13 protein-coding genes are annotated in these 11479 nt (G+C 73.1%); 8 read left to right on the top strand and 5 right to left on the bottom strand.

Annotation, left to right across the window (positions count from 1 at the left end; genetic code table 11):
* A partial coding sequence (locus tag AC1DUQ_RS07765; protein ID WP_477073602.1) for an FAD-dependent oxidoreductase occupies positions 1–686 on the top strand: 686 nt, incomplete at its 5' end.
* On the opposite strand, the gene AC1DUQ_RS07770 is transcribed toward AC1DUQ_RS07765, so the two are convergent.
* Positions 683–931 carry a DUF5703 family protein gene (locus AC1DUQ_RS07770; RefSeq protein ID WP_056094012.1) on the bottom strand — a complete coding sequence of 83 codons (249 nt, stop codon included), beginning with the start codon at positions 929–931 and terminating at the stop codon, positions 683–685. The genes AC1DUQ_RS07765 and AC1DUQ_RS07770 overlap by 4 nt on opposite strands.
* Before the next feature lie 100 nt (positions 932–1031).
* Here AC1DUQ_RS07770 and AC1DUQ_RS07775 point away from each other — a divergent pair, with 100 nt between their 5' ends.
* The gene (locus tag AC1DUQ_RS07775) at positions 1032–1334 is read left to right on the top strand and encodes a primosomal protein (RefSeq protein WP_477062856.1); all 303 of its coding nucleotides are present in this window, start codon (positions 1032–1034) and stop codon (positions 1332–1334) included.
* On the opposite strand, the gene AC1DUQ_RS07780 is transcribed toward AC1DUQ_RS07775, so the two are convergent.
* The gene (locus AC1DUQ_RS07780) at positions 1331–2290 is read right to left on the bottom strand and encodes an aldo/keto reductase (protein ID WP_477062857.1); all 960 of its coding nucleotides are present in this window, start codon (positions 2288–2290) and stop codon (positions 1331–1333) included. The genes AC1DUQ_RS07775 and AC1DUQ_RS07780 overlap by 4 nt on opposite strands.
* 78 nt (positions 2291–2368) lie before the next feature.
* Here AC1DUQ_RS07780 and AC1DUQ_RS07785 point away from each other — a divergent pair, with 78 nt between their 5' ends.
* On the top strand, positions 2369–3256 hold the full coding sequence (locus AC1DUQ_RS07785) for an undecaprenyl-diphosphate phosphatase (protein WP_477062898.1): 888 nt from the start codon (positions 2369–2371) through the stop codon (positions 3254–3256).
* Between the two features lie 4 nt (positions 3257–3260).
* Here AC1DUQ_RS07785 and AC1DUQ_RS07790 read toward each other — a convergent pair whose 3' ends face one another.
* Positions 3261–4271 carry a CorA family divalent cation transporter gene (locus AC1DUQ_RS07790; RefSeq protein ID WP_477062858.1) on the bottom strand — a complete coding sequence of 337 codons (1011 nt, stop codon included), beginning with the start codon at positions 4269–4271 and terminating at the stop codon, positions 3261–3263.
* A 40-nt stretch (positions 4272–4311) separates the two neighbouring features.
* Here AC1DUQ_RS07790 and mshC point away from each other — a divergent pair, with 40 nt between their 5' ends.
* On the top strand, positions 4312–5571 hold the full coding sequence (gene mshC / locus AC1DUQ_RS07795) for a cysteine--1-D-myo-inosityl 2-amino-2-deoxy-alpha-D-glucopyranoside ligase (RefSeq protein WP_477062859.1): 1260 nt from the start codon (positions 4312–4314) through the stop codon (positions 5569–5571).
* On the opposite strand, the gene AC1DUQ_RS07800 is transcribed toward mshC, so the two are convergent.
* A complete protein-coding gene (locus tag AC1DUQ_RS07800; RefSeq protein ID WP_477062860.1) occupies positions 5568–6425 on the bottom strand; it encodes a PAC2 family protein in 858 nt (285 codons plus the stop codon). The genes mshC and AC1DUQ_RS07800 overlap by 4 nt on opposite strands.
* Positions 6426–6518: 93 nt before the next feature.
* Here AC1DUQ_RS07800 and AC1DUQ_RS07805 point away from each other — a divergent pair, with 93 nt between their 5' ends.
* Complete coding sequence (locus tag AC1DUQ_RS07805) at positions 6519–7211, top strand: HAD family hydrolase (protein WP_477062861.1); 693 nt, start codon at positions 6519–6521, stop codon at positions 7209–7211.
* Between the two features lie 9 nt (positions 7212–7220).
* Here AC1DUQ_RS07805 and AC1DUQ_RS07810 read toward each other — a convergent pair whose 3' ends face one another.
* Positions 7221–8087 (bottom strand): RecB family exonuclease, encoded by an 867-nt coding sequence (locus AC1DUQ_RS07810; RefSeq protein ID WP_477062899.1) that lies wholly within the window; start codon positions 8085–8087, stop codon positions 7221–7223.
* A 186-nt stretch (positions 8088–8273) separates the two neighbouring features.
* On the opposite strand from AC1DUQ_RS07810, the gene AC1DUQ_RS07815 reads away from it, so the two are divergent.
* The 3 genes from AC1DUQ_RS07815 to AC1DUQ_RS07825 all read left to right on the top strand — a co-directional run.
* Positions 8274–9365: a site-2 protease family protein gene (locus tag AC1DUQ_RS07815; protein WP_477062862.1), complete on the top strand. Its 1092-nt coding sequence runs from the start codon at positions 8274–8276 to the stop codon at positions 9363–9365.
* Positions 9366–9376: 11 nt separating this feature from the next.
* Positions 9377–10390 carry a tRNA (adenine-N1)-methyltransferase gene (locus tag AC1DUQ_RS07820; protein ID WP_477062863.1) on the top strand — a complete coding sequence of 338 codons (1014 nt, stop codon included), beginning with the start codon at positions 9377–9379 and terminating at the stop codon, positions 10388–10390.
* 127 nt (positions 10391–10517) lie between these two features.
* Positions 10518–11479, top strand: a 962-nt coding sequence (locus AC1DUQ_RS07825) for an AAA family ATPase (RefSeq protein ID WP_477073603.1), incomplete at its 3' end; no start/stop codon positions are given.

Genomic DNA, 11479 nt, shown 5'->3' on the forward strand with positions numbered 1-11479 from the left:
CCGCCCAGCCGCTGCTGCGCGTGCTCGGCCCGGAGCTCGGTGCGTTCTTCGCCACCCTGCACCGGGACCACGGGGTGGACGTGCGCACGGGCGTCGGGGTCGCGGGGTTCGAGGGCTCCGGCGGTCGGGTCACGGGCGTCCGCGTGGGCGGCGACCTCGTGCCCGCCGACACGGTGCTGGTCGGTGTCGGCGCGGGACCGAACGTGGGGCTCGCAGTGCGGGCGGGCCTCGCGGCGGACGCCGCGGCCGGGATCACGGTCGACGAGCACCTGCGCACCTCCGACCCGGCGGTGCTCGCGGCGGGCGACGTGGCGAACGCCCACAACACCGCCCTCGGGCGCAGCCTGCGCGTCGAGCACTGGGACAACGCGATCAGACAGGGCGTCCTCGCAGCCCGGTCGATCCTGGGGCAGGACGCCGTCTACGACTGGCAGCCGTACTTCTACACCGACCAGTACGACCTCGGCATGGAGTACGTCGGGTATGCCGACGCGGACGACACCGTCGTCATCCGTGGAGACCGGGGCACCCGTGAGCTCATCGCGTTCTGGCTGCGGGACGGGCGCGTCCGTGCCGCGATGAACGTCAACGTCTGGGACGTCAACGAACAGCTGCGCGGCCTCGTCGGCCGGGAGATCGCGCCCGACCGGCTCACCCGGCAGGACGTGCCGCTCGACGAGCTCTAGTCCGAGGTCTCCGCCAGGGTGCTGCGCACGCGGATGACCTTGCGACGCAGCCAGACCTTGCGCTCGCCCCCGGCGAACAGCAGCGTCCGTGACAGCTCCCACCGACCCAGCTCCGCGTGCTCGGTCAGCATCCGCCGCGCGTCGTTCCGGGAGGTCGTCGCCGGGATCCGGAGCACGCGGTACTCGTACTGACCGCCTTGCGCGACCCAGTCGGGCCGCTTCGTCCCTGTCTGACTCGAAGCCATCGACCACCCCGTCCCGCGCGCTCTGCGCCCACGTCTCACTGCTGGTGCCGAAGAACCTTACGCGCTGCCATTGTGCCTCGCGTAAGGCTACGGTCATCGCATGACCGTCGACCCGCGTGCCGCGCTGGACCGCCTGATCGCAGCCCTCGAGGCCCACTACACCGCCGTCGCCGCGCCGCACGGCGAGGACGACCCCGCGGTCGACGACGCCTACGACATCCTGGCCGACGCGTTCGAGGTGTACGACGACGCCCTCGGCACCGTGCACGGCGAGGCCACGCCGTTCTACCTCGCCGAGGAGGACGACGGCGACGACGAGGACGACGAGGACGAGGACGAGGACGACGAGGACTACGACGACGCGGACGTCGACGACCTGGCCGACGAGACCACCACCCGCTAGAACCGCTCGGGGTACCCGAGCGTCGGCGCGCTGATCTCGTCGAGCGCCCGCCGGAGCTCGTCCGGGAGCACGAGGTCCTGGGCCGCCAGCGACCCTCGCAGCTGGGTCGCCGTCCGGGCGCCCACGATCGCCGAGGCGACACCCCGCGCCTGCACCCAGGCGAGCGCGACCTCCAGCGGCGTGCGCTCGAGCCCCTCGGCCGCGGTGGCCACGGCCTCGACGATCGTCGCCGACGCCCGCGCGAGGTAGGGCTCGACGAAGCCGGCCAGGTGGGGGGACGCCGCGCGCGAGTCCGCGGGGATGGTGCGCCGGTACTTGCCCGTCAGCACCCCGCGTCCGAGCGGGGACCAGGCGAGCACGCCCACACCGAGCGCGACTGCGGCCGGGACCACCTCGCGCTCGATGCCGCGCTGCAGCAGCGAGTACTCGGCCTCGACCGCGGTGAGGCCGACCTCGCCCTCCAGCAGGCTGGCCGCGCGGGCCACCTGCCAGCCGGCGTGGTTGGACAGCCCGACGTAGCGTGCGCGCCCGCTGGTGACGGCCAGCCGCAGCGCCGACACCGTCTCGTCGAGCGGGGTGCGCGGGTCGGGCGTCTGCACCAGCCACAGGTCCACGCGGTCGGTCCGCAGGCGCCGCAGGGACCCGTCGAGCGACGCGAGCAGCCCTCCGCGCGACGCGTCCACGACCCCGCCGTTGCTGGTGCGCCGGATGCCCGCCTTGGTGCAGAGCACGACCTCGTCGCGCGGGACGACGTCGTCGAGCAGCTCACCGAGCAGCTCCTCGGCGCCGCCGTCGGCGTAGGAGGCCGACGTGTCGATCAGCGTGCCGCCGGCGTCGGTGAAGTCCCGCAGCTGCTCCGTCGCGTCGTGCGCGTCGGTGTCGCGGCTCCAGGTCATCGTGCCGAGCCCGAGCCGGGAGACCCGCAGACCGGTGCGGCCCAGGTGGCGCTGTTCCATGAGGCGCAACACTAATCGGCGCGCGCGTGTCATCCGCGGCAACGCACCCCGGCTATCGTTCCGGTCGTGACTGAGGCCATGGGACTGGGTGAAGCGATCCTTCTGGGGCTCGTGCAGGGSYTGACCGAGTTCCTCCCGATCTCGTCGAGCGCGCACCTGCGCATCGTCGGTGACCTCATGGGGTCCGATCCCGGGGCGGCGTTCACGGCGATCACCCAGCTCGGCACCGAGACGGCGGTGCTCCTGTACTTCCGGCACGACATCGTGCGCATCGCGACGGCATGGTGGCGGGCGCTGCGGGGTGGTTACGGCACCGACTGGCGGTCGCGGGCGGGGATGCCGGCGGGGCAGACGGCCGACCACGACGCCCTGATGGCCTGGTTCATCGCCCTCGGGTCTCTGCCGATCGTCATCCTGGGTCTGCTGTTCCAGGACGCGATCGAGCAGACGTTCCGCAACCTGTGGCTCATCGCGCTGACCCTCGCCGGCTTCGCGCTCGTGCTCGGCTGGGCCGACGGACGGGGCGCCAAGCAGCGCGAGCTCAGCCAGCTCACCGGCCGGCACGCGGTCCAGTTCGGCTTCTGGCAGGCGCTCGCGCTCATCCCCGGGGTGTCCCGCTCCGGCGGCACGATCACCGGCGGGCTGCTCATGGGCTACACCCGGTCGGCGGCCGCGCGGTACTCGTTCCTGCTGGCCATCCCCGCCGTGTTCGGTTCCGGGCTGTTCCAGCTCGCCAAGAGCGTGGACGACTTCGGCAAGGGCGGCACGCCCGGCTTCGGGGCGACCCTCGTCGCGACGCTCGTCGCCTTCGTCGTCGGGTACCTCGTCATCATCGTGTTCCTGAAGATCGTCTCGACCTTCAGCTACAAGCCGTTCGTGTACTACCGGCTCGGCCTCGCCGCGCTGGTCGTGATCCTGCTGCTCACCGGCGCGCTCGACGCCAACAGCGCGCCCGTCACGACGTAGGGGCTCAGAGCCAGCCGGACCGGCGGAACAGCCGGTAGAGCGTGAAGCAGACGCCGCCCATCACGGCGATCGCCAGCGGGTACCCGAACGTCCAGGACAGCTCCGGCATGTGGTGGAAGTTCATCCCGTAGATGCTGGCGACGAGGGTCGGCGCCGCCGCGATGGCCGCCCAGGACGAGATCTTGCGGACGTCCTCGTTCTGCCGGACCGACACCTGCGACAGGTGCACCGAGAGCATGTCGCCCAGCAGGTCGTCGTAGCCGTCGAGATGCTTGTCGAGGCGGTCGACCCACGCGACCGCGCGGCCCAGCCACGGCTGGGAGTGCCGGCGCTCGCGGGACTCCTCGGCCTCGGCGATGAGCTCCGGCAGCACGGACGTCACCGGGCCGAGCGCGCGGCGGGCCTCGGCGATCTCGCGCTTGAGGTCGTAGATCTTCTCGAGCGGGTTGTGGTGCCGGGTCGAGGAGAACACCAGCCGCTCGACGTCCGCCACCGCGTCGCCGAGCGCGATCTCCACGTCGGACGCCTCCGCGACCAGCGAGAGCACGACCGCGGCGAGCACCTGGTGGACGCCCTCGTCCGGCACCGGGTAGCCGCCGGTGAGCTTCTCCACCGCGTGCCCGATCACGTCGGCGTCGCCCAGCTCGCACATGAGGACGACGTCCTTGCCGACGACGCAGGTCAGCGCCCCCGTGTTCACGTCGTTCGTGGCCTCGACGAAGGAGAGCGTCGGCGCGGTCAGCACGAACTCGCCGTCCGGGGACCGGTCGAGCCGGGCACGCAACGGGTGGTCCGCCGACGCCGGGTGCGCGCCGGGCCCTTTGTGCAGCAGAAGGGCGATCGCGTGCTCACCGATGCCGTGCCGGCGGGCCGCGTCGGGCAGGTCGGCCATCGACCCGACGATCACCCACCGGGGACCCCTCGACGACTCGCCCGGCGCGCGCAGGGTCCAGCCGTCCGACGTCTTCACGCAGACGCGCTCACGGGGGTCGTCGATCGAGGTCTCGTGCGTCACCTGGGCATTGTGGACCTTGGGACGCGGTTAGGCTTCCGCCGTGCTCACCTGGCCCACCCCGTACATCCCGCAGCTCCCCGGACGAGGTCTCCCCGTGCAGGTGCGCGACTCCTCGACCGACCGGCTGGTGGTCGCGGCGGCCGGTCAGGACGCGACGCTCTACGTGTGCGGCATCACCCCGTACGACGCGACGCACCTCGGCCACGCCGCGACCTACGTCGCGTTCGACGTGCTGGGCCGCGCATGGCGGGACGCCGGCCACCGCGTGCGCTACGCGTCCAACGTCACCGACGTCGACGACCCGCTGCTGGAGCGCGCGGCGGCCACGGGCGTCGACTGGCGGGACCTGGCTGCCGAGCAGACCGCCCTGTACGCCGAGGACATGACCGCGCTGGCCGTGATCCCGCCCGACGTGTACTCCGGCGTGGTCGAGGTCATCCCCGCGGTCGTCGAGGCCGTCGAGGTGCTGCTCGCCGCAGGGGCGGCCTACCGGGTCCCCACCCCCGACGCGCTCGTCGACGACGGCTTCGGGGACGTGTACGCGGACCTCACGGCCGACATCGACTTCGGTGCGGTCGCCGGGCTCGACGACGACACCATGCGCACCCTCGCGCACGAGCGGGGCGGCGACCCGGACCGGCCCGGCAAGCGCGCACCGCTCGACCCGCTGCTCTGGCGGCGTGAGCGTGCCGGCGAGCCCGCCTGGGACGGCGGCTCGCTCGGTCGCGGTCGGCCGGGCTGGCACATCGAGTGCGCGGTCATCGCGCGGGACGCCCTCGGGCTGCCTTTCGACGTCGAGGGCGGCGGCTCCGACCTGCAGTTCCCGCACCACGAGATGAGCACCTCGCACGCCCGGCTGCTCGACCAGGGCCAGGGCGCCCGCGTCCACCTGCACACCGGGATGGTCGGGCTCGACGGGCACAAGATGAGCAAGTCGCGGGGGAACCTCGTGCTGGTCTCCCGCCTGCGCGAGGAGGGCGTGGACCCCATGGCCGTACGCGCGGCCATCCTGGCGCACCGCTACCGCGACGACTGGGACTGGACGGACGAGTCCCTGCGCTCGGCGCAGGAGCGGATCGAGCTCTGGCGCCGCGCGGTGTCGGGCAACGGGGGACCGGACGCGGACAGCACGCTCGCGGGCGTCCGTGCGGCACTCGCCGACGACCTCGACACCCCGACCGCGCTGGCCCTGATCGACGACTGGTCGCACCTGTCGCTGGCAGGCACGGCCGACCCGGTCGAGGGTGCTCCCGGCGTGATCAGCCGCACCCTCGACGCCCTGCTGGGCATCCGCCTCTAGCCGCCGGTGCCCTTGTCGCGGCGGCGCAGGTAGCGCTCGAACTCCTGCGCGATCGCCTCGCCGCTCGCCTCCGGCAGGTCGGCCGTGTCCTTGGCCTCCTCGAGCTGGTGCACGTACTCGCCGATCTCCGAGTCCTCCGCGGCCAGCTCGTCGACACCGTGCTGCCAGGCGGCGGAGTCGTCGGGCAGCTCGCCCAGGGGCACCGGCTCGCCGAGCAGCTGCTCGAGGCGGTGCAGGATCGCGAGCGTGGCCTTCGGCGACGGCGGGTGCGCGACGTAGTGGGGGACGGCCGCCCACAGGGACATGGACCGCAGGCCGCGCGCCGCGGCCTCGTGCTGGAGGACCCCGACGATGCCCGTCGGCCCCTCGTACGTGTTGGGCTCGAGCCCGAAGACGTCGCGGACGTCGGCGTCCTCGCTGGTGGCGTTGACGGGGATCGGGCGCGTGTGCGGGACGTCGGCCAGGAGGGCGCCGACCGTGACCACGGTGTCGACGCCGAGCCCGGCGGCGATGTCGAGCAGCTCGGTGCAGTACCGGCGCCAGCGCATGGAGGGCTCGATGCCGTGCACCAGGACCACCCGCCGCCCGCTGACGGGGGTGGTCGCGACGGCCACCGCGGTGGTCGGCCAGGTGATCTCGCGGCGGCCGTCCAGGCCGGGCCCCACCACCGGCCGGTTGACCTGGAAGTCGTGGTACTCCTCGGGATCGAGCTCGTCGACCTGCTCGGCGTCCCACACCTCGTGCAGGTGCTCCAGAGCCTGCGTCGCCGCGGATCCTGCGTCGTTCCAGCCCTCGAACGCGGCGAGGAGGACGGTCTCGCGGGCGGGGAGGTCCGCCGGTGGGGTCTCGCTCATCCGTCCAGCCTAGAGCGACTCGGAGCGACGACCCCGGACGGGCGTGCCCGCTCGCGCGTCGGCGACGGGAGAGCGGGCTCGTACGATGGAGCGATGCCCCGCGCCTTCGCCGACCTCACGCTGCCCGCCGCCGTCCTGTGGGACATGGACGGGACGCTCATCGACACCGAGCCCCACTGGATCGGCGCCGAGACCGAGCTCGTCGAGGCCCACGGCGGTGTCTGGACGCACCAGGACGGCCTGTCGCTGGTCGGTAACCCGATGCTCGCGTCCGCCGCGCGGCTGCAGGAGCGGGGCGTCGACCTGTCCGCCGACGCGATCGTCGACTTCCTCAACGACCGCGTGGCCGCCGCCGTTGCCGCGGGGATCCCGTGGCAGCCGGGGGCTCAGCAGGTGCTCGCCGACCTGCGCGATGCCGGGGTGCCCATGGCGCTGGTCACCTCGTCCTTCCGGATGCTCGCCGAACCGTTCGCGGCGGCCGCGGGGATGTTCGACGTCGTGGTGAGCGGCGACGAGGTCTCGCAGCCGAAGCCGGACCCCGAGCCGTACCTGACCGCGGCGCGGCTGCTCGGTGTGGACATCGCGGACTGCGTCGCCGTCGAGGACTCGCACGCCGGCATCGCCAGCGCGCTCGCGTCGGGCGCTCGCACGGTGGCGATCGAGGTGCTGCAGGCGGTCGCCCCGCAGCCCGGGCTGAGCCGGATCGCGTCGCTGACGGACCTCACGCTCCCCGCCGTGGCGCGCATGGTGCGCGGCGACGTGCTCGACCTGCGCCGCGCGGGCTGACGAGCGCGCTCAGGCCGCGGGGACGACGCCGATCGACCGCTCCACCGCGCCGGCGGGGATCTCGGGCGGCGTGCCGCCGAACGCCGGGCAGAGCGCCTTGAACGAGCACCAGTCGCACAGCTTCGACGTCCGCGGACGCCAGTCCCCGGACCGGGCCGCGTCCTCGATGCCCGCCCAGATGGAGCGGACCCGCGCCTCGATGGTGGCCATCTCCGGCTCGGTGGGCTCGTGCGTGAGGATGACGCCGTCACCCAGGTACTCGAGCTGCAGGCGCTTGGGCAGCACCCCGCGGGTGCGCCAGATGACGTAGGCGTAGAAGCGCATCTGGAACAGCGCCGAGCTCTCGAACCCCGCGCGCGGCGACCGGCCGGTCTTGTAGTCGACCACCCGGACCCACCCGTTGGGCGCGACGTCGACCCGGTCGACGATGCCGCGCAGCAGCGGGCCGCCCTCGTCGAGCTCGGTGGACACCAGCAGCTCGCGCTCGCGCGGCTCGATCCGCGTGGGGTCCTCCAGCGTGAAGTACGTCGCCAGCAGCACCTCGGCGCTGGTCAGCCACTCGGCCAGGTCGGCCGGCTCCGCGAACAGCTCGCCGATCTGCGGGGAGCGCTCCAGGAGGGTCGCCCACTGGTCGGGGAGCAGCCCGTGCGCGGCCGCGAGGGTGCGCTCGGTGGCGGGCAGGTCGAAGAGGTGCTCGAGGACCGCGTGCACGAGCGTCCCGCGGGCCGCGGCCGAGCTAGGCGGCTCGGGGAGCCGGTCGATCACCCGGAACCGGAACAGCTGCGGGCATTGCAGGAAGTCGTTGGCGCGCGAGGGGGACAGCCCCGGACGCGACGGGGGACGCTCCGTGACGGCTTCCTCGACGGCGACCTCGATCGCCGTCTCCACCGCGTCGTCGACCGTCACGCCGAGGTCGGGCGAGACGTCGGGGGAGTCCTGGTCGAGATGCTGCACCGTCACCCCTCGAGCGTAGGCGCGACCGCCGACACGACCGGCCAGCGACCCACCTACTCTTGAGCGGTGAGCGCCTCCCGACCCCCCGCACGACGATCCTCAGGCTGGGTGATCGGTCGCGCCGTCGGCGCCCCGATCATCCTGGCCCCGAGCTGGCTCATCGCCGCGGTGGTCCTGACCCTCATCTTCGCCCCGACCGTCCGTGCCCGTTCCGAGAACCTCGGCGGGCTCGTGTACGTCGTCGCGCTCGGTTTCGTCGTCCTGCTGTTCGCCTCGGTCCTCGTGCACGAGCTGGCGCACGGGCTCATGGCGCGCGCCCGCGGACAGCAGCCGCGCGAGTTCGTGCTCACGCTCTGGGGAGGGCACACCGCGTTCGGCGGCGCCACCCCGACGCCGGGCAGCAGCGCGCTGATCGCGGTCGTCGGACCGATCGCGAACCTCGTGCTGGCCGGAGGGTTCCTCGCGGTCGCGCAGGGCGTGGACGAGCGGAGCCTCGTGGGGCTGCTCATCTGGTCCGGGTGCCTGACCAACGCGTTCGTCGGGCTGTTCAACCTCGTCCCCGGGCTGCCGCTCGACGGCGGCTACCTGCTCGAGGCGGCCGTGTGGGGGGCGACCAAGAACCGGCACACCGGGACTGTCGCCGCCGGGTGGGTCGGCCGGGGCGTCGCGATCCTCGTGTTCGCCTGGGCGCTCCTGCTGCCCCTGGCGCTGAACCAGCAGCCGGATCTCTACGACGTGGTCTGGGGCGCGCTCATCGGCGCGTTCCTGTGGTCGGGTGCCTCCGCGGCCGTGCGCGGTGGCCGGACGCAGCGGGCGGTCGGTCTGATCACCGTCAGCTCGGTGGGCCGCCGGGCGATCGGCGTCGGGCACACCGAGTCGATCGCGCACGCCGGGGCGCTCGCCGCGTCGGCCGGCGCCGAGGAGGTCGTCATCCTGTCGCCCGACGGACGACCCGCGGCCTACGTCGACCGTGCCGCGGCCGCGTCGGTGCCGCCGGACGTGGCCGGCACCACCCCGGTGACCGCGGTCGCCGTCCCGCTGCCCGGCGGAGCCGTCGTCGACGGGCTCCTCACGGGTCAGGAGCTCGTGTCCGCCGTCGGTCGCGCCACCGAGCACTCACCCGTGGTCGTCGCCATGGTGGACGGTCGGGTGGTCGGGCTGATCCGCGCGATGGACGTCGTCGCCGCCATCCGCTCCTAGACTCGGGCACCGTGAACCCCGACCAGACGTCCACCGGGGCCGCGCAACGCCGCGGCCTCCTCCGTGCGGGCGACCGCGTGCAGCTCACCGACCCGCGCGGGCGGCTGCACACGATCACGCTCGCCGAGGGCGCCTCGTTCCACACGCACCGCGGCTACCTGAGCCACGACCTGCTGCTCGGAGCGCCCGAGGGCTCGGTGGTCCGCAACACCGCCGGCATCGAGTACCTCGCGGTGCGCCCGCTGCTGGCCGACTACGTGCTGTCCATGCCGCGCGGCGCCGCCGTCGTGTACCCCAAGGACTCCGGCCAGATCGTCGCCATGGCGGACATCTACCCGGGCGCCCGTGTGATCGAGGCGGGCGTCGGCTCCGGCGCGCTGACCATGTCGCTGCTGCGCGCGGTGGGCGACGGCGGCTCGCTGCACTCCATCGAGCGTCGCGAGGACTTCGCGGCGATCGCCCGCGGCAACGTCGAGGGGTTCTTCGGCGGACCCCACCCGGCGTGGCAGCTGTCGGTCGGCGACCTGTCGGACGTCCTGCCGACCGTGGCCGAGCCCGGCACCATCGACCGCGTGGTGCTCGACATGCTCGCGCCCTGGGAGAACCTCGACGCGGTCGCCGAGGCGCTCGCACCCGGTGGCGTGTTCATCTCCTACGTCGCCACGACGACGCAGCTCTCGCGGCTGGCGGAGGACATCCGCAGCGACGGCCGGTACACCGAGCCGGAGGCGTGGGAGTCGATGGTGCGCGGCTGGCACCTCGAGGGGCTGGCCGTGCGTCCGCAGCACCGGATGATCGGGCACACCGGCTTCCTGATCACCACGCGACGGCTCGCGGACGGCGTCGAGGCGCCGCAGCGGCGTCGCCGGCCCGCCAAGGGCGCGTACCCGGTGGCCCCCGACGGCGCGCCCGCCGTGGACGACTCCGAGCTGTGGTCGCCGGAGGCGATGGGGGAGCGGCTGGTGTCCGACAAGAAGCTGCGCCGCGCGCGCCGCGACGTCGGCCAGGCGCCTCCCACCATCTGAACGGGCTCGCGCGCGTCGTGCGCCGACGGTTGACACTGGTGGTTAGGGTCATCGGACCAGCAGGCACAGCGCGGTGCACGGTGGACGGAGTGACGACCACGCACCATGCGGAACGGAGGCCGACGAGATGACTGATCCGGCAGCCCCTGGGCGGGACCTGCACCGCGAGCTCTCTCTGCTCGCGGCCAAGAACGAGCGGCTCAGCGACGCGCTCGTGGCCGCTCGTGAGCAGATCATCGACCTCAAGCGCCAGGTGGACGACCTGGCCAAGCCTCCCGGGACGTACGCGACGTTCCTCGGCTCACGTGCCGACGGCACCGTGGACATCGTGTCCTCCGGCCGCAAGATGCACGTCGGCGCCAGCCCGTCCCTCGACGTCTCGCGCCTCCAGCCGGGCCAGGAGGTCATGCTGAACGAGGCCCTGACCGTGGTCGAGGCCGGTGGCTACGAGGAGGTCGGCGAGCTCGTCACCGTGAAGGAGCTGCTGGGCACCGACCGCGCCCTGGTGGTCGGCCGCGGCGACGAGGAGCGCGTCGTGCGCTTCGCCGGCCAGGTCAGGGACGCGCACGTGCGCATCGGCGACGCGCTGACGATCGACTCGCGCAGCGGCTTCGTGTTCGAGGTCATCCCGCGCGCCGAGGTCGAGGAGCTGGTGCTCGAAGAGGTGCCGGACATCGACTACGAGGACATCGGCGGGCTCGGTCCGCAGATCGAGGCTATCCGCGACGCCGTCGAGCTCCCGTTCCTGCACCCCGAGCTGTTCCTCGAGCACGGCCTCAAGCCGCCCAAGGGCGTGCTGCTCTACGGCCCTCCCGGCTGCGGCAAGACGCTCATCGCCAAGGCGGTCGCGCACTCGCTGGCCGCCACGGCCGCCGCCGCGCGGGGCGAGGACACGGCGGACACCAAGAGCTTCTTCCTCAACGTCAAGGGTCCGGAGCTGCTCAACAAGTACGTCGGCGAGACCGAGCGGCACATCCGGCTGATCTTCGCCCGGGCCCGCGAGAAGGCGTCGCAGGGGCACCCGGTCGTGGTGTTCTTCGACGAGATGGAGTCGCTGTTCCGAACCCGCGGGACCGGCGTGTCCAGCGA

The sequence above is a fragment of the Cellulomonas sp. P4_B5_2 genome (assembly GCF_056402235.1).